Origin of the sequence: Pantoea allii (genome assembly GCF_046529425.1) — a bacterium.
Taxonomy (GTDB): Bacteria; Pseudomonadota; Gammaproteobacteria; order Enterobacterales; family Enterobacteriaceae; genus Pantoea; species Pantoea allii.
In genome coordinates this window covers 759,578-777,613 of the sequence record NZ_CP125958.1, presented here as the reverse complement: position 1 = coordinate 777,613, position 18,036 = coordinate 759,578, and the positions used below count along the sequence as shown (strand labels likewise).

The following is an 18,036-nucleotide window of genomic DNA, read 5'->3' as shown; positions in this document are numbered from 1 at the left end:
ATGTTGATTTCAATGAAAGAGATGTTAAGCCCCACCCGTCAACACCGCTTTGCTATAGGCGCATTTAACGTGGCTGACAGCTGTTTTATCCGCGCTGTGGTGGAAGAAGCCGAAGCCACCCACACCCCGGCCATTATCTCTATTCATCCCAGCGAACTGGAGTTCGTGACGGATGCGTTTTTTGGCTATGTGCGGGAGCGCACCCTGAAAAGCCGCGTGCCCTTTACCCTGCATCTGGATCATGGTGCTTCGGTTGCCCATGTGTTGCGGGCCATCCAGTGTGGCTTTACATCGGTCATGATTGATGGCTCGCTGCTGCCCTATGAAGAAAACGTGGCGCTGACCAAAGAAGTGGTGAAACTGGCCCATGCGGTGGGCGTTTCCGTGGAAGGCGAACTGGGCACCATTGGCGATACCGGTACGTCGGTAGAAGGTGGCGTCAGTAAGGTGATTTATACCGAGCCGGCGCAGGCGGAAGATTTTGTGCAGCGCACCGGCGTGGATACCTTAGCGGTGGCAATAGGCACGGCGCACGGTATTTACCCCAAAGATATGAAACCGGAACTGCAAATGCATATCCTGCGGGATATCTCGCAACGCGTGTCCATTCCGCTGGTGCTGCACGGCGGTTCGGCAAATCCGGATGCGGAAGTGGCTGAAGCGGTTACGCTGGGCGTGGGTAAAATCAATATCTCCAGCGATATGAAATATGCCTACTTCCAGAAAGTCCGCGAAGTCTTAACCCGTGAAACCTGGTGGGACCCTAACGTTATCTATCCCGAAGCGATTGAAGCCGCTAAAGCGGTGATCCGCTACAAAATGAATTTGTTTGGCGGACTGGGAAAAGCGTCGCTGTATTGAGTACTGAAGGGTAAAAATGTGTGGTTGGTGTTCCGTGCGGTTCCCACCGCCACGGTATCGGATCTGACGTCCTCGCGCCGCTAACGCGGTGCCTTCGCGGCGTTCGTCAGCCTGACGAACCAGCGGAGACGGTACTTCCTGTACCGGCTCCGCTTTTTGCCCGCGTCCTGCGGGCAAATTCTGGCTTCCTCGCTCTGCTCAGCGCTGCGAATTGTCTGTTCCGCTCCCGTGGCGGTGGGCACAGTGACGCATGTGCGCCGTTTCGGACGGCTATCTGCAGTTTTGAAGCCCGGCGTTAACACATCAGGGGAACCCCCTGCTTTCTCGTTACTTCATCACACCCATCCACTGCTGGGCGATCTGCGCATATTCCCCGGTCGCGGTGCTCAGATGCAGCCACTGATCGACATACTGCTTCCAGCTCATATCATCACGCGGAATCATATAGGCCTTTTCGCCATACTGGAGCGGTTTATCCGGGTTGAGCGCACATAACGTCGGAAAGCGTTTTTGCTGGTACAGCGCCTCGGAGGCATCGGTGATCATCACATCGGCTTTGTTGTCCACCAGCTGCTGGAAGATGGTCACGTTATCGTGAAACAGCGTTAACGAGGCCTGAGGTAAGTGGCTGTGAACAAACGCCTCGTTCGTGCCCCCTGCTGGCTCAACCAGACGCACGCTGGACTGGTTCATCTGTTCGACCGTCTGGTACTTCGTTTTATCCGCACAACGCACCAGCGGAATTTTACCGTCCACGCCCAACGGCTGCGCAAACCAGGCGGTCTGCTGGCGCTTCAGCGTGACCGATACGCCACCCAGCGCGATATCGCACTGCTTAGCCAGAAAGTCCTGCGTCAGGGTTTTCCAGGTCGTGGGAACCCACTGCACCTTCGCCCCAAGTGATGCCGCCAGCGACTGGGCCATACTGATATCCAGCCCCTCATAGCTGCCATCGGGTTTCAGAAAGCTGTAAGGCTTGTAGTCCCCGGTGGTGCAGACTTTGAGGGTTTTACTGCTGAGGATGGTGTCCAGACGAGACTCAGCCTGAGCGCCGGTCGCCGCCAGCAGTAACGTGATTACGAGTGTTTTTTTCATCATTATATTTTTTTCGAAGATGGGTTTGCGCCGTTATGGTGACATAACCCCGCTGGTTATTGCGCTATTCGCAAAAGTGTTGTGATCATTCTCGCATTTTTCTCCGGCACGTCTCCCCCTAAGCTATCCCCATTGACGTATAGGGGAAAGAAGCTGAATGAGTAAAATTTTAATTATCGATGGCGGTAAAACCTTCGCCCATTCTAAAGGCGAGCTGAATCATACACTGACCGATGTGGCCGCCAGCCAACTGCGTGATCTGGGCCATGAGGTGACGATTACCGTTGCCGACAGCGATTATGTCGTGGCCGAAGAAGTACAAAAATATGTCGACAGTGACGTAGTCATTTACCAAATGCCGGGCTGGTGGATGGGCGAGCCCTGGACCGTGAAACGTTACATTGATGAGGTTTTCACCGAAGGCCACGGTAAGCTTTACGCCAGCGATGGACGCACACGTGCTGACGACGCCAAAAAATACGGTTCAGGCGGACTGATTCAGGGCAAAAAATATATGCTGTCCCTCACCTGGAACGCGCCCCTCGAGGCTTTTACCGACCCCGAGCAGTTCTTTGAAGGCGTTGGTGTAGACGGACTCTATCTGCATTTCCACAAGGCGAATCAGTTCCTGGGTATGGAAGCATTGCCGACCTTTATCTGTAACGACGTGATGAAACAGCCTGATGTCCCACGCGATATTGCACGTTATCGCACGCACCTCAGCGAGATTTTTGCTTAAATAGCGTTTCATCCAGAAAGAGGAAAAGTGAATGTTAACCGTCGTTGCTGAAATTTGTGTAAAACCAGGCTGTCGTCAGAAAGTGCTGGATGCGTTTCACCAGGTGATTCCTACCGTGCTGGAAGAAGAAGGCTGTCACCAGTACAGCCCTCTGGTCGATCATCAGGCGCAGGTGCCGTGGAAGCACAATTCACCCGATTCGGTTTTTATGCTGGAGCAGTGGGAAACGCTACGCCATCTTGATCAACATCAGCAGATGCCGCATATGGAAGCCCATCGTACTGCGATTAAAGACTATGTGACGGACGTGAAAATTCTGGTGCTTGAGCCGGGTAAATAATTTTTTGCGGCGCTTACATGAAAAAGCCCCAGCGATGGCCGGGGCTTTTTGCATCTGGCGGCGAACTACACTTCAATGTCCGCTTTATCGCCTTTTTCCTGTAACCAGTTGCGGCGGTCTTCGGAACGCTTTTTCGCCAGCAGCATATCCATGACCCGCAAGGTCTGGTCAATATCATCGTCACTGATGGTGAGCTGTACCAGACGTCGCGTATTGGGATCGAGCGTGGTTTCGCGCAGCTGCAGCGGGTTCATTTCACCCAGCCCTTTAAAACGCTGCACGTTTGGCTTGCCCTTCTTGCGCTTCAGTTGCTCCAGCACGCCCTCTTTCTCGTCTTCATCCAGCGCGTAATACACTTCTTTGCCCAGATCGATACGATAAAGTGGCGGCATCGCCACATAGACGTGGCCATTTTTTACCAGCGTGCGGAAGTGCTTCACAAACAGAGCGCAGAGCAATGTAGCAATGTGCAGTCCATCCGAGTCGGCATCCGCAAGAATACAGACTTTACCGTAGCGCAGCTGAGACAGGTCTTCACTGTCGGGATCGATACCGATCGCCACCGAAATATCATGCACCTCCTGCGAGGCCAGCACTTCATCAGATGAGACTTCCCAGGTATTCAGGATCTTACCTTTAAGTGGCATGATCGCCTGATATTCACGATCGCGCGCCTGCTTCGCCGATCCGCCCGCCGAATCCCCTTCCACCAGGAACAGCTCGGTTTTATTCAGATCCTGCGCGGTACAGTCTGCCAGTTTTCCTGGCAGGGCCGGGCCGCTGGTCAGTTTTTTACGCACCACTTTCTTGGCCGCACGCATACGGCGCTGGGCGCTGGAAATCGCCAGCTCCGCCAGCTGTTCCGCTGCCTGCACGTTCTGGTTCAGCCACAGGCTGAAAGCATCTTTTACTACGGCAGACACAAAGGCGGCGCACTGGCGCGAAGATAAACGCTCTTTTGTCTGCCCTGCAAACTGCGGGTCCTGCATTTTCACTGACAGCACATAGGCGCAGCGATCCCAAATATCTTCCGCAGACAGCTTAACGCCGCGCGGCAGAATATTGCGGTACTCGCAAAATTCACGCATGGCATCCAGCAAGCCCTGGCGCAGCCCATTCACATGGGTGCCGCCCTGCATGGTGGGAATCAGGTTTACATAGCTTTCCGTCAGCAGCTCACCGCCTTCCGGCAGCCACAGTAACGCCCAGTCAACCGCTTCAATATCACCGGCAAAGGTGCCGACAAAGGGTTTTTCCGGCAACGTCGGCAGGCCATTAACGGCTTCACACAGGTAATCGGTCAGGCCATCGTCATAGCACCAGCGCTGTTCGGTATTGTTTAGTTTGTCTTTAAAGACAATTTCCACGCCCGGACACAGCACGGCTTTGGCTTTAAGCAGATGGGATAAGCGGGACACCGAGAAACGCGGGCTGTCAAAGAAGTGCTCATCCGGCCAGAAATGGACGCTGGTGCCGGTGTTACGCTTGGCAACGGTGCCGGTTACGGTAAGATCCTGCACTTTGTCGCCATTTTCGAAGGCGATAAAGTAGATCTCACCATTACGGCGCACGTTGACTTCAACACGTTTGGACAGGGCGTTAACCACCGAAATGCCAACGCCATGCAGGCCACCGGAAAACTGGTAGTTTTTATTCGAGAATTTGCCGCCCGCATGCAGCCGGCACAGAATAAGCTCCACGGCCGGGACGCCTTCTTCCGGGTGGATATCCACCGGCATGCCACGTCCATCGTCGATGACTTCCAGCGACTGATCGGCATGTAAAATCACTTCTACGCGCCTGGCATGGCCCGCCAGTGCCTCATCGACACTGTTATCAATCACTTCCTGACCTAAGTGGTTAGGCCGCGTCGTATCGGTATACATTCCCGGGCGACGGCGAACCGGCTCAAGGCCAGTCAGGACCTCAATGTCACCCGCATTATAGCTTGATTGACTCATGGTAACTGTCTGATTAGAAGAAGAAAATGGTTGCGATTTCCGCGTTACTCAAGAGTGATTCAGGCCCAGAAAGTCCAGAATTTGCGGGAAATGGCGCTCGAATCCAGTAAATGCATGATTTCCGCCCTCTTCCACCGTATGACGGCACGCGCTGTAGTAGTCGAGCGCCTGGCGGTAATCGAGCACTTCATCGCCGGTTTGTTGCAGCAACCACAATAAATCAGGTGCTTCCAGCGGTTCAATCTGCATCACTTTCAGATCGTAAATGTGGCGAGACTCTAACACATATTGCTGGCCGGTGTAGGGATTCTGATTTTCCCCTAAAAAATCCACCAGCAACTCAAATGGCCGCACGGCGGGATTGACGACCACCGCAGGCAACATAAAGCACTGTGACAGCCAGGTCGCGTAATAACCGCCCAGGGAGGAGCCTACCAGCCCCATATCGCGCCCGCTGTTGCTCAGCACAATATCTTCCAGCATCGCGGCGGCATCGGCCGGAAACGTGGGAAGCTGCGGCACAATCATCTCAATATCAGGATGGTTGTGGCTCAGCCACTGTTTAAACAACGTGGCTTTTGCTGAAAGCGGTGAACTGTTAAAGCCGTGCAGGTAAAGCAGTGCCTTCATCCGTCAATATCCTTCAGCGTCAAGATCGGGACAAAACGCCTGAGTGGTGAGCCGGTTAACTTCCGTCTCTAGCTGACCGTCATCGTGCAGCGTAAACCAGCGCCAGCCCGGCGCAACGGTATCAATAGTGAAGCTGGTGCAGTGCGGTTTGAACTGCACGCAGGTGGAAGGCGTTGCCAGAACGCGTCGGCCGTGCCAGTCCACATCCATTTCCTGATGGATATGGCCGCATACCAACGTCTTTGCCAGCGGATAGTGCTGTAGCACGGCATCAAGCTGATGCGGATTGCGCAGGCTGTGCTGATCAAGCCAGGTACAGCCTGAAGCGAGAGGATGATGGTGCAGCAGCACCAGCGTATGACGCAGGGGAAAGCGCGCGAGCGCGTTATGGAGCCAGTCAAGTTGATAGTCGCTTAACATGCCATGCGGCACGCCGAAGACCTGGCTGTCCAGCAGCACCACCTGCCAGTGTTCCCCCATCAGTACATGTTTATGGGTGTTAATACCGGCCTTGGCCAGCGTATCTACCATCGCGGGCTGAAAATCATGATTACCCGGCAGCCAGACGCAGGGTTTAGGCAAGCGCGAAATGCCCTCAACAAAATGCTGATAGGCTTCGACCGAGTGATCCTGAGAGAGATCGCCGGTGGCCACAATGAGATCATAATCGCACTGCTGCGCGATGATCGCATCCAGCACCGCGTCATAACTCGACCAGGTATTCACTCCCAGCAGCGATTCATGTTTTCCTGCGAACAAGTGTGTGTCCGTCACTTGCAGAATCCGAAACTCGGACCCCGTTGTCGCAGGAAGAGTTAGCAGGCTATCCAAAGCGTTTCCTTCGTCTCTACGCCATTCAATGCATTATACGTATCAGCAAACCGGTACTGCCATCGCGCCATGCGTCAGACAGTAGCGTAACCAGTCAGCGAGGAACTGATTGATTTGATGTTTTTCATCACGCTGATTCATCTTTTTATTCGGGTAATCATAACGCGCTTTAAACCGATAGATCTGCTGTGTTGAACACACTTCAGCGACCATGGCGTCATGATACAGCCTGACAGACATCGACGGCAGGCTCCAGTAACTCACCGCCGGGACCGTCTGACGAATTTCGACCAGCGTGGTGTAACGGGTGGATTCTTCAATTGTTAACTGATAGCGGGCGCCACTTACCTGATAGATCACCGATGCGCCTGCCTCGTCATCGCGTGGTAGCAGACGGCGTAACTGGGCGAAATTGGTCTCGCACAGCCGCATCATCTCGGGGAAATCAGGGGTATAGCGCTGTTTCATTTTTGCGTCCACTCTTCTCGAAGTTCTTTATGGTGCAGTGCCAGCCATTGCAAGGCGATGACAGATGCCGCGTTATCAATAATCCCCTGTTCCACCCAGTGGTAGGCCTGTTCACGGCTGACCACATGCACGAGAATATCCTCATTCTCTTCCTCCAGACCATGGCATCCTGTTGCCAGACTGGCATCCACTTCACCGACCATCACCGATAAACGTTCGCTGGTGCCGCCGGGGCTGGCAAGATAGTTCAACACGGGCTTCACCCGGCCAACGTCCAGACCGGCTTCTTCTAAGGCTTCACGGCGCCCTACCTGTTCCGGGGTTTCACCTTGCTCAATAATGCCCGCAATCATTTCCAGTAGCCACGGCGTTGGGCTGCAGTCAAAGGCCGGGATGCGGATCTGTTCAATCAGCACCACTTCATCACGGATGGGATCATAAGGTAGCAGTACGGCAGCATGACCGCGCTCAAAAACTTCACGGGTCACTTCCCCGCTCATCCCGCCCTTAAACAGACGGTGACGAAAGCGGTAGCGAACGATGGAAAAAAAACCGTCGTAGGCTGTTTCTCGTGCAATAATTTCTACATCATTTTTTGTGAAAGTCACAGGTGATGTTTTATTGTCCTTCATCATTGGGTTCCTTTTGCAGATTGGGATGACACAGATAAAACACAAGCCCAGGCACCATTCAAACAGTCATTACTGAGTTATTTACCTGAAACACACAAATATGGCACGTTCAGCCACCTTATCTCACAGTTGCCCTCTGCTAGAATCTGCGATAATTTTTGGCTTACCGGCGGCACTATCATTGCGATTTGCTGCAACAAAAGGAATGCAAATGAAAAAACTGCTCCCATTATTTATTGGGCTGAGCCTGGGCGGTTTCAGCGTCGCCAGCCAGGCGGAAAACCTGCTTCAGGTTTACCAACAAGCGCGTTTAAGCAACCCGGATCTGCGGAGTTCCGCTGCCACTCGCGATGCTGCGTTTGAGAAAATCAACGAAGCGCGCAGCCCTTTATTACCACAGCTGGGTTTGGGTGCAGACTATAGCTATGCCAATGGCTATCGTGATAGTAGCGGTATTCATTCCAACACGACCAGTGGCACACTGCAATTGACGCAAACCATTTTTGACATGTCAAAATGGCGCGCGCTGACTCTGCAGGAAAAAACCGCCGGTATTCAGGACGTCACGTATCAGGTTGCTCAGCAGGATTTGATTCTGAATACCGCCACGGCCTATTTCAACGTGTTGAAAGCTATTGATACGCTTTCTTACGTCGAAGCGCAGAAGATGTCCATCTACCGCGAACTGGATCAAACCACTCAGCGCTTCAACGTGGGCCTGGTTGCGATTACCGACGTGCAGAACGCCCGCGCTCAGTATGACAGCGTGCTGGCGAATGAAGTGACAGCGCGGAATAACCTGGATAACTCGGTGGAGTCCCTGCGTCAGATCACCGGCATGGACTATCTGGCGCTGGCCTCGCTGAATATCGATCGCTTTAAAACCACAAAACCTGATGACGTTAACTCGCTGCTCAAGCAGGCAGAAAGCCGTAACCTTAATCTGCTTTCTGCTCGCCTGAATCAGGATTTAGCCCGTGAGCAGATTCGCTCTGCGGAATCAGGCCACCTGCCAACGCTCGATCTGACTGCCTCAACCGGCCTGTCTAACAGCAAGTACGGCGGAAGCCGCGCTGAACAGAGTGCAAACTCAACCGACTCGATTACCGGAAACAGTAAAGTCGGCCTGAGCTTTACGCTTCCGCTTTACAGCGGCGGCAGCGTGACCTCGCAGGTGAAACAGGCGCAATACAGCTTTGTCAGCGCCAGCGAGCAGTTGGAAGCGGCGCACCGTTCCGCTGTCCAGACGGTGCGGTCTTCTTACAACAACGTGAACGCGTCAGCGAGCAGCATTGCGGCCTACAAACAAGCCGTGGTTTCTGCGCAAAGCTCATTAGACGCAATGGAAGCCGGTTATCAGGTCGGTACGCGTACCATCGTTGATGTGCTGAACGCCACCTCAACCCTGTATAACGCGAAACAGCAGTTGTCAGATGCCCGTTACAGCTATCTGATTAACCAGCTGAACATCAGCTATGCGCTGGGTACGCTAAACGAGCAGAGTCTGGGTATTCTCAACAGCCAGTTAGGCAAAGAGATCTCCACGTCACCTGAAACCGTTCAGCCGCAAAACGTTCAGCAGGTGTTGGGTGACGATCATATCGCGTCCTCTTCAGAAACCGCGACGGCGCCAGTGCGCCCTGCGGCCCATAAGAGCAGCCGTAATCCATTCGGTCACTAATCAGGTTGCGGGCTGCTTTGCGGCCCGCTTCTCTTAAAAACGTATAACTAAGTAAAGATCCCCGTCCTGCCTGGCCGTTAGCTTCATTTCTCGCCACTCATCCCCTATTCTATGCGCTACCTTTGGGCACAGGATATTTATAATGAAACGGACTAAAACGATCCGCTATGCCGCCTTTCGTAAGAGCTGGCAAGCAAGACACTTAACGCCTGTTGCTATCGCTGTATCAGCGGTATTTATGCTGGCAGGTTGTGAACAAAACGATGAAACCGTCTCGCTTTATCAGAACGCTGATGATTGCGCAAAAGCCAACCCTGGCCAGAATGCGCAATGCACCACCGCGTTTAACAATGCGAAAAAAGAAGCTGAACGCACCGCACCGAAATACGCAACGCGTGAAGACTGTGTGGCGGAATTTGGTGAAAACCAGTGTCAGCAGGCACCTGCTCAGGCGAGCGTGGGCAGCACTAACGCCGAGTCGCAGCAAAGCGGCAGCTTCTGGATGCCATTGATGGCGGGCTATATGATGGGCCGCATGATGGGCGGCGGAGCAGGTTTTGCGCAGCAGCCGCTGTTCTCACCTAAAACGCCAAACAGCCCGGCTAACGGTCAGTTTGTCGATGCTTCCGGTCGTAACTACGGTAACGCCACTTCCGGTAAAACCATGACGGTTCCTAAAACCGCCATGGCGCCTAAGCCGACCACGACCTCAACCATCACGCGCGGTGGCTTTGGTGAAACGGTCGCGAAGCAAAACAGTATGCAGCGTAGCAGTGCCACCGGCACCTCTAATCGTTCGCTGGGAGGCTAACCCCGTTTATGCAACGCATCGCGATTTCAGAGCGCCCGGGCTGGCGGGAAAAAGCCACGGAGTTTGGTTTTCGTTTTCACACCATGCACGGTGAGCCTTACTGGTGTGAAGATGCTTACTATCAGTTCACGCTGGCGCAGATTGATTATCTTGAGGACGTCACCGCCGAGCTTCATCAGATGTGCCTGCAGGTGGTGGAAAAAGTGGTGAACAGCGAAGCGCTGCTCACCAAATTCCGCATCCCTAAGCACACCTGGGACTTCGTGCGCGACTCATGGCAACAGCGTCAGCCTTCGCTTTACTCGCGCCTTGACCTTGCCTGGGACGGCAAAAGCGATGCCAAACTGCTGGAAAACAATGCCGACACGCCCACGTCGCTGTATGAAGCGGCGTTTTTTCAGTGGCTGTGGCTTGAAGATCAGCTCAACGCTGGACAGCTGCCGCAAGGCAGCGATCAGTTCAACAGCCTGCAAGAGAAACTCATCGGCCGCTTCACGGTGCTTCATCAGCAACAGGGGTTTAACTGGCTGCATTTCGCCTGCTGCCGTGATACCGATGAAGATCGCGGCACAGTGCAATACTTGCAGGACTGTGCCACGGAAGCCGGACTACCGAGCGAGTTTCTCTACATCGATGAGATAGGGCTGGGGGAGAAAGGCCAGTTTACGGATGCCCAGGATCAGGTCATCAGCAATCTGTTCAAGCTTTATCCGTGGGAATTTATGCTGCGCGAGATGTTTTCTACCAAGCTGGCCGATGCGGGCGTACGCTGGCTGGAACCTGCCTGGAAAAGCATCCTGTCAAACAAAGCGTTGCTGCCTCTGCTGTGGGAGATGTTCCCGAATCACCCCAACCTGTTGCCCGCCTGGTTTGCCGAAGACGATGTGCCCCCGATGGACAAGTACGTCGTCAAACCGCTGTTCTCGCGCGAAGGTGCCAATATTCGTATTGTGGAAAACGGCAAAGAGATCGCCCGTGTGGACGGTCCTTACGGCGAAGAAGGCATGATCGTCCAGCAGTTTCACCCTCTGCCAAAATTTGGTGACAGCTACACCCTGATTGGCAGCTGGTTGATAGACGATCAGCCTGCAGGCATCGGCCTGCGTGAAGATCGCGACCTGATCACCCAGGATCTTTCGCGTTTTTATCCGCACGCGTTCATCGACTGACTGTTCTTATCCAGGCCAGCACGCTGGCCTGTTTTCACGCTAGCCGACCTGCACCGACAACATACTGATAGCGCCCATTTCCATACCTTCGACAGGGACGGTGACGGCCTCGTCTGCATGGCGAGATCCCAGCACATACAGCAGCGGCAGGAAGTGTTCCGGCGTCGGATTGGATAACGCCGCATCCGGATGCTGCATAAAATTCACCAGCGGATGTGCATCCGCCTCGGCCTGAACCGCCAGATTATCGCGCACATAGTCGTTGAATCCTGTCGCCCAGTCATAAGCGTTTCCGCCGCCCCACAGAACCTTACGCAGGTTGTGCACGACATTGCCGCTGGCAACGATCATGACACCGCGATCGCGCAGTTCAGACAGCTTTTTGCCCATCTCAAAATGCCAGGCCGCAGGCTTGCCGCTGTCGATACTAAGCTGGACTACCGGAATATCCGCCTCAGGATACATTTTAATGAGTACGCCCCACGAGCCGTGATCGAATCCCCATGCATGGTCCTGATAAACCGGCACAGGCGATAATATCTCAGCGATTTCGTTTGCCAGTTCAGGCGAACCCGGCGCGGGATAGCGGGTATCAAACAGCGCCTGCGGAAAACCGCCAAAATCATGGATGGTGCGCGGCTTCTCCATCGCGGTGACCGCCGTTCCCTGGGTGTACCAGTGAGCCGAAATGGCCAGGATCGCCCGTGGTCGTGGCAGCGTGGCACCGGCTTGACGCCAGGCTTCGGTGTAACGGTTTTCTTCTAGCGCGTTCATCGGGCTGCCGTGTCCCAAAAACAGTGCCGGCATACGTACCTGGTTCATAGCGATCCTTAATATGTTCACTCAATGAACACTACGATACGCTGTTTGCAGACGTTATCACGCGGATAAGCATGATGTTGTCTTTCAGGAAATTTGAATAATATTGAGGGGTAAAACAGAGGGGAAAACGGGCGGTGCCGGGTGAAACAATCAGGCCAGAATATCTGGCCTGATGAGAAAACGTTTAGCTGGCCTGACGCGTTTCATGCTCACGACGATAGGCGACCAGGTCTTCGATGGTAACCACCGGCATAGCATGTTGTTTCGCGAAGACGATGACTTCAGGCGCATGGGCCATCGAGCCGTCGTCATTCGTCAGTTCACACAACACGCCTGCAGGTTTAAAGCCCGCCAGCGTAACGAGATCAATGGTCGCTTCCGTATGACCGCCACGGGCCAGAACGCCGCCATCGTGTGCACGGAGCGGGAAAACGTGGCCAGGACGGTTTAAGTCTTCTGGCTTCGCGTTATCGGCAATGGCGGTGCGAATAGTGGTGAGACGATCCTGGGCGGAAACACCTGTGGTAACGCCTTTCGCCGCTTCGATGGTGACGGTAAAACCCGTGCCGTAGGCGCTGGTATTGTTTTCCACCATCATCGGCAACGCCAGCTGCTGGCGGCGTTCTTCGGTCAGGCAAAGACAAACGATGCCGCTGCCGTGACGAATGGTGAGCGCCATCTGCTCGACGGTCATGGTTTCAGCGGCGAAAATCATATCGCCTTCGTTTTCACGATCTTCATCGTCGAGCACCATCACACCGCGACCTTCGCGTAGCGCTGCGATAGCACGTTCTACACGCTGTTTCGGCGTGCCAAATTCAGAAAGTAGAGTCTGATTCATGGTAATAAAACCTTATAAATGTATTGGGTTACCAGAATCAGGGCAAGCTTAGGAGTGACGCCTTAAAGACGTAGCAATGACGCAAAACAGACATAATGCCTGACAAATGTCGTTACCCTCTCCCATCCGGACTTTAACCGTCGGCCCCGGAATTTCACCGGATCTGCTGACCTTCACCATGAGAGTGAAGCGCTCGCGGGCTGTCAGCCTGGGCTGATTTACCGCCGGTGGGGAATTTCGCCCCGCCCTGAGAATAAGCGTTTTAACTATAACGCTTCCCATTCGGGGCGGCAATGCAGAAAGCCATTATTGCTTTAGCATTTTTTGCGCTAAGGATTTCAGGTTTAACCTTTTCAATTCAGGCATTACACTTAAGTCACCATAGCGTTGGTAAAATGCTGCCATAGCAACCCGTAATCAGGAAACCATCATGATCGACACGAAAAAAATTGAACAAATGGCCCGTCAGGTTCATGACGCGCTGCCGAAGGGAGTTCGTGAATTTGGCGATGATGTCGAGAAGAAAATCCGGCAGACGCTGCAGGCACAAATGACCCGCATGGATCTGGTCAACCGCGAAGAGTTTGATGTACAGACTCAGGTGTTACTGCGTACGCGGGAAAAACTGGCGGCGCTGGAGCAACGTCTGGCTCAGCTGGAAAGCAAGAGTTCGGCTTCTGCCGCGCCCGCTGCCACCAGCACACCCGGCCCGGCACCGGCAATCGTTCCGGCAGCCAACCCTGCTGACAAGACCACTAAATAAAGGGATGGCGGGCGCGCAGGCTCCCGCCATCATCATTCAGTCGCCGCGAATGGTTTTGATGATGTTGGTGGTCGAGATACCATCTTCAAAATTGAGCACGCGTACGTCACCGCCATTTGCCCAGACTTCTTTACTGCCCGCGATATCTTCAGGTTTGTAATCTCCGCCCTTCACTAACAGATCGGGCAGCACGCTGGCGATCAGACGCTGAGGCGTGTCTTCTTCAAACAGCACCACCCAATCCACCGCTTCCAGCGCACCCAGCACAATCATGCGGTTTTCCTGCGGGTTCACCGGACGGCTGTCGCCTTTCAGGCGCTTAGTGGACGCATCGCTGTTTACCGCGACAATCAGGCGATCGCCCAGTTTGCGCGCATTAGCAAGGTACGAAACATGCCCGGCGTGCAGGATGTCGAAGACACCGTTGGTCATTACCACTTTTTCGCCGCGCTGACGTGCCATCGCAACGGCGTCTTTGAGTTCAGCTTCGGTCATGATGCCAAAGCCGCGTTCAGGACGCGCGCGAATCGCGTTTTCCAGTTCGACGATACTGACGGTCGAGGTGCCGAGCTTGCCCACTACCACGCCTGCGGCAGCGTTAGCCAGGAAACAGGCTTCTTCCAGCGAGTCACCTGCCGCTAATGCTGCGGCCAGCACGCCAATCACGGTATCCCCGGCGCCGGTAACGTCAAAGACTTCCTGCGCCAGCGTAGGCAGGTGCAGCGGAGCCTTGCCGGGCTGGAGCAGCGTCATACCGTTCTCAGAACGGGTGACCAGCAGGGCGGAAAGGTCGCAGTCGGCGATGAGCTGCATACCACGTTCAACAATCTCGTTTTCTGTTTTGCACTTGCCGACCACGGCTTCGAACTCAGACAGGTTGGGCGTCAGCAGCGTCGCACCGCGGTAGCGCGCAAAATCCGTGCCTTTTGGATCGATCAGCACGGGCACATTCGCTTCGCGTGCCAGCGTGATCATTTGCTGAACGCTGTCCAGCGCGCCTTTGCCGTAATCCGACAGCACCACCGCACCGCTGCGGGACAGCGACTGACGCATTTTTTCGTGCATCGGGGCGGCATCAACCTGCTCAAACCCTTCTTCAAAGTCCAGGCGGATAAGCTGCTGATTGCGCGAGAGCACACGCAGTTTGGTAATAGTGGGATGGCTTTTTAACGTGACAAAATCGCAGTCAACACGAACATCTTTCAGCGTTTTACTCAGTACCTGAGCCGCATCGTCTTCACCGGTGAGTCCGATCAGGCGGGAACCGGCACCCAGCGCAGCAATGTTCATTGCCACGTTAGCGGCGCCGCCTGGGCGTTCTTCAACGGTTTCTACTTTCACCACCGGAACCGGGGCTTCAGGAGAAATACGGCTGGTGGGGCCGTACCAGTAACGATCCAACATGACATCGCCGACGACCAGCACCGAGGCCTGGCCGAACGCGGGCAGAGTAACTTTCATTCCAGACACTCCAGACTGCATTCAAAATAGTGCGCGGATGATAACACAGTTGCGACAGGTGCTATCAGCCTCACGCCGTGAGAGATTGTGGTGACTGTAGCCAGCGCTGCCAGCTGCCGTTCACCGCCTGTTTTTCCTGCGCGAATGCGTCGGGTTCAACATGCCCCGGCTGCTCCTGAAGCGCCAGATGGTGCAGCGCATCGCGCAGCGTGACATAAGCATGGGTAAGCGCAGCCGCTTCCTCATCTGACATTTTCTGATGGGTGGCCATCAGTTCAAAAATCCGCACATTGTCCGACCAGCGCGTTAAGGCGGGCTGCGCGGCCGCGTAACGCAGCACCAGATACTGCGCGATAAACTCGATATCCGTAATGCCGCCTTCGTCGGTTTTGATTTCCCAGCGGCCTTTGTGCTTATTACTCAGATGCGCGCGCATTTTGTCACGCATCTCTCTGACGTCGGTTTGCAACGCCGTTGCGTCGCGAGGCAGACAGAGAATGGCACGGCGAATGGCGCTAAAGCGCTCGCTCAAGGCGGGCTCACCGAACACCACGCGGGCCCGAACCAGCGCCTGATGCTCCCATGTCCAGGCTTCATTGCGCTGGTAGTCGTCGAAGGCTTCAAAGGTGCTGACCAACATGCCAGCCGCCCCCGACGGACGCAGTCGTGCATCTACTTCGTACAAAATACCGGACGAGGTGCGGGTGCTGAACAGATGCATGATGCGCTGCGCCAGCCGCAGATAAAACTGACGGCCGTCGATGCTGCGTTCTCCCTGCGTAACCGCTTCCAGCGGGCAGTCATGCAGGAAAACCAGATCGAGATCCGAGCTGTAGCCCAGTTCCCATCCACCCAGCTTGCCGTAGCCCAATACCGTGAAGCCCCGTTCGTGTTCATGCACAAGGTGTGACGGTCGGCCATAGCGCTGTACCATCATATTCCATGCCTGTTGCACCACCGATTCAATGATGGCTTCGGCCAGCCAGGTTAAGTGATCGCTCACTTTCATCACCGGCAGCGTGCCTGCAATGTCTGCCGCCGCGATGCGTAACAGCTGTGCCTGTTTAAACTGGCGCAATGCTTCAAGCTGCTGTTCTTCATCATCAGCGGGAATGCGCATCAGATACTGACGTAGCTCATCACGATAGGCATCGGTGGCGGTGGGTTGATACAGCGTGGCGGGATCAAGAAGCTCATCCAGTAGCAGGGGATAACGCGCCAGCTGGCTTGCCACCATCGGCGAGGCCGCACAGAGGCGAATCAGGTGACGTAACGCACCGGGGTACTCGGTCAGCAGTTCAAGATAGGTGCTGCGGGTCAGAACGCTCAGCAGCAACGGTGCCAGTCGGCTGAAGGTCACCGGGGCATCGTTGCGTGAACACACTTCACTCAGCAGCCGTGGCATGAGCTGATCCAGCGCCTGGCGACCACGCGGGCCGATGGTACGGCGGCTGATATCCTGGCGAAACGCCTCCAGCGCCTGATTGAGTGCCTGGCACTGCGCGGTATCCAGTTGCGGCACCAGCGGCGCCAGCTCACTGTCCTCCAGGCTGTCCTGCCAGAGCATATTGAAATCGGCCAGTTCGGGCCGATCGCCAACATCCGGTGTATCTTCCCCGATCAGCTCATCGAAAATGGCCCGCACGGCGGCCATGTGCGTGTCCAGCTGTGCGCTCAGCATGGACCAGTCATCACACTGCATCGCCCACGCCAGACGGGCGCGCGGTAATGCCTCTTCCGGCAGCGTTTGCGTTTGCTCGTCTGTCAGGCTTTGCAGCAGGTTTTCCAGCCTGCGCAGAAACAGGTAGGCAGCGCGCAGTGCAGCAACCTGTTCAGGTGGCAGCAATGCCAGGGATTCAATAGCCGACAGCGTGGGTAACAAGGCTCTGAGCTGAAGCGAGCGCTCACGTCCACCGCGAATCAGCTGAAACACCTGCACGATAAATTCCGTTTCACGTATCCCACCGGCACCCAGCTTGATATTGTTTTTCAGCCCACGGCGGCGCACTTCGCGCGAGATCATCGCTTTCATATTACGCAACGACTGGATCACGCTGAAATCGATGTAACGGCGATAAACAAAGGGCCGCAGCATCTGTTGCAGCTCCTGGCTCCAGCGATCCTGCTCATCGCCCATCAGCCGGGCTTTCACCATCGCGTACCGCTCCCAGTCGCGGCCCTGCTCCTGGTAATAATCTTCCAGAGCGGCAAAGCTCATGACCAGCGGCCCGCTGTCGCCAAACGGACGCAGGCGCATATCCACCCGGTAAACAAAACCGTCCGCCGTGGGCTGGTCGAGCACCTTAATCAGGCGCTGGCCCATACGGGTAAAAAACTGCGCATTGTCGAGTTCACGGCGACCGCCGCGCGTCGTGCCATTTTCCGGCCAGGCAAAAATCAGGTCGATATCCGACGAGAAATTCAGCTCGCCGCCGCCCAGCTTACCCATACCGAGGATCAGCAGCGGCTGTGGCTCACCTGCGGCATTGCAGGGCGTGCCAAACTCGCGGCAGCAGTCCTGATAAACCCAGGCGCGCGCGGCGTCGATCAGCACCTCGGCTAACACGCTTAACTGCTGCAGCGTCTGCTCTGTCGTGGCGTGATGTAAGCACTGCATCCAGGCAATGCGAACCAGCATGCGACGACGAAACAGGCGCAGCACGCGCATCAGGCTGGCTTCACTGTCTACCGCTGCCATGTCACTGTCCAACCACTGCGTATACTGCTGCCACTCGTCGGCCTGAGGCGACTGCGCGGCGATGGCTTGCCACCAGTCCGGATTCTGCTGCAGGTTATCCAGCACAAAGTCGCTGAACGCCAGACCGGCAAGCTGTGCCTCACTCAGGGCGGAATCCGCAAGACCGAGCTGTTCGACGGCCTGCGCGGCCTGCGTGCGCAATAGGTTGGGTAAGGATGGCAACATGTTCTCTC

17 protein-coding genes and 1 riboswitch are annotated in these 18,036 nt (G+C 55.1%); of the genes, 7 read left to right on the top strand and 10 right to left on the bottom strand.

Annotated elements, in window-relative coordinates; all coding sequences use genetic code 11:
• Entirely contained in the window at positions 1 to 861 is an 861-nt protein-coding gene (locus QNH99_RS03850) for a ketose-bisphosphate aldolase (protein ID WP_218995717.1), read from the top strand.
• Positions 862 to 1,188: 327 nt separating this feature from the next.
• Here QNH99_RS03850 and QNH99_RS03845 read toward each other — a convergent pair whose 3' ends face one another.
• A complete protein-coding gene (locus QNH99_RS03845; RefSeq protein WP_371560164.1) occupies positions 1,189 to 1,959 on the bottom strand; it encodes a transporter substrate-binding domain-containing protein in 771 nt (256 codons plus the stop codon).
• 154 nt (positions 1,960 to 2,113) lie between these two features.
• Between QNH99_RS03845 and QNH99_RS03840 the strand changes: the two genes are divergently transcribed.
• Positions 2,114 to 2,695 (top strand): NAD(P)H-dependent oxidoreductase, encoded by a 582-nt coding sequence (locus QNH99_RS03840; protein ID WP_063880957.1) that lies wholly within the window; start codon positions 2,114 to 2,116, stop codon positions 2,693 to 2,695.
• A 31-nt stretch (positions 2,696 to 2,726) separates the two neighbouring features.
• Positions 2,727 to 3,035 (top strand): putative quinol monooxygenase, encoded by a 309-nt coding sequence (locus QNH99_RS03835; protein WP_063880958.1) that lies wholly within the window; start codon positions 2,727 to 2,729, stop codon positions 3,033 to 3,035.
• A 65-nt stretch (positions 3,036 to 3,100) separates the two neighbouring features.
• Here QNH99_RS03835 and parE read toward each other — a convergent pair whose 3' ends face one another.
• Genes parE through nudF form a run of 5 tightly spaced genes read right to left on the bottom strand, consistent with a single transcriptional unit; the run spans position 3,101 to position 7,557 of the window.
• Entirely contained in the window at positions 3,101 to 4,996 is a 1,896-nt protein-coding gene (parE, locus tag QNH99_RS03830; protein WP_063880959.1) for a DNA topoisomerase IV subunit B, read from the bottom strand.
• A 48-nt stretch (positions 4,997 to 5,044) separates the two neighbouring features.
• On the bottom strand, positions 5,045 to 5,626 hold the full coding sequence (gene yqiA / locus QNH99_RS03825; protein WP_063880960.1) for an esterase YqiA: 582 nt from the start codon (positions 5,624 to 5,626) through the stop codon (positions 5,045 to 5,047).
• Positions 5,627 to 5,629: 3 nt separating this feature from the next.
• Complete coding sequence (cpdA, locus tag QNH99_RS03820; RefSeq protein WP_063880961.1) at positions 5,630 to 6,457, bottom strand: 3',5'-cyclic-AMP phosphodiesterase; 828 nt, start codon at positions 6,455 to 6,457, stop codon at positions 5,630 to 5,632.
• 42 nt (positions 6,458 to 6,499) lie between these two features.
• Complete coding sequence (locus QNH99_RS03815; RefSeq protein ID WP_063880962.1) at positions 6,500 to 6,925, bottom strand: DUF1249 family protein; 426 nt, start codon at positions 6,923 to 6,925, stop codon at positions 6,500 to 6,502.
• On the bottom strand, positions 6,922 to 7,557 hold the full coding sequence (nudF, locus tag QNH99_RS03810) for an ADP-ribose diphosphatase (protein WP_096011877.1): 636 nt from the start codon (positions 7,555 to 7,557) through the stop codon (positions 6,922 to 6,924). The genes QNH99_RS03815 and nudF overlap by 4 nt, the downstream gene beginning before the upstream one ends.
• A 211-nt stretch (positions 7,558 to 7,768) precedes the next feature.
• On the opposite strand from nudF, the gene tolC reads away from it, so the two are divergent.
• The 3 genes from tolC (at position 7,769) to QNH99_RS03795 (ending at position 11,218) form a co-directional block, all read left to right on the top strand.
• The gene (gene tolC, locus QNH99_RS03805; RefSeq protein ID WP_063880964.1) at positions 7,769 to 9,238 is read left to right on the top strand and encodes an outer membrane channel protein TolC; all 1,470 of its coding nucleotides are present in this window, start codon (positions 7,769 to 7,771) and stop codon (positions 9,236 to 9,238) included.
• Between the two features lie 142 nt (positions 9,239 to 9,380).
• Positions 9,381 to 10,049, top strand: coding sequence for a DUF1190 family protein (locus QNH99_RS03800; protein ID WP_410517311.1), 669 nt, complete (start codon positions 9,381 to 9,383; stop codon positions 10,047 to 10,049).
• 8 nt (positions 10,050 to 10,057) lie between these two features.
• The gene (locus QNH99_RS03795) at positions 10,058 to 11,218 is read left to right on the top strand and encodes a glutathionylspermidine synthase family protein (RefSeq protein ID WP_410517310.1); all 1,161 of its coding nucleotides are present in this window, start codon (positions 10,058 to 10,060) and stop codon (positions 11,216 to 11,218) included.
• Positions 11,219 to 11,257: 39 nt separating this feature from the next.
• Here the strand turns inward: QNH99_RS03795 and ygiD are convergent, their stop codons facing one another.
• Complete coding sequence (ygiD, locus tag QNH99_RS03790; RefSeq protein ID WP_145394970.1) at positions 11,258 to 12,040, bottom strand: 4,5-DOPA dioxygenase extradiol; 783 nt, start codon at positions 12,038 to 12,040, stop codon at positions 11,258 to 11,260.
• A gap of 184 nt (positions 12,041 to 12,224) precedes the next feature.
• Positions 12,225 to 12,881, bottom strand: a complete 657-nt coding sequence (ribB, locus tag QNH99_RS03785; protein WP_063880967.1) for a 3,4-dihydroxy-2-butanone-4-phosphate synthase — start codon at positions 12,879 to 12,881, stop codon at positions 12,225 to 12,227.
• A 110-nt stretch (positions 12,882 to 12,991) separates the two neighbouring features.
• A riboswitch (FMN riboswitch) is annotated at positions 12,992 to 13,140 on the bottom strand.
• A gap of 171 nt (positions 13,141 to 13,311) precedes the next feature.
• Between ribB and ubiK the strand changes: the two genes are divergently transcribed.
• Positions 13,312 to 13,644, top strand: coding sequence for a ubiquinone biosynthesis accessory factor UbiK (ubiK, locus tag QNH99_RS03780; RefSeq protein ID WP_410516015.1), 333 nt, complete (start codon positions 13,312 to 13,314; stop codon positions 13,642 to 13,644).
• 36 nt (positions 13,645 to 13,680) lie between these two features.
• Here ubiK and hldE read toward each other — a convergent pair whose 3' ends face one another.
• Complete coding sequence (gene hldE, locus QNH99_RS03775) at positions 13,681 to 15,105, bottom strand: bifunctional D-glycero-beta-D-manno-heptose-7-phosphate kinase/D-glycero-beta-D-manno-heptose 1-phosphate adenylyltransferase HldE (protein WP_063880969.1); 1,425 nt, start codon at positions 15,103 to 15,105, stop codon at positions 13,681 to 13,683.
• A gap of 70 nt (positions 15,106 to 15,175) precedes the next feature.
• Complete coding sequence (gene glnE / locus QNH99_RS03770) at positions 15,176 to 18,028, bottom strand: bifunctional [glutamate--ammonia ligase]-adenylyl-L-tyrosine phosphorylase/[glutamate--ammonia-ligase] adenylyltransferase (RefSeq protein ID WP_410517655.1); 2,853 nt, start codon at positions 18,026 to 18,028, stop codon at positions 15,176 to 15,178.
• Between the last annotated feature and the right edge of the window lie 8 nt (positions 18,029 to 18,036).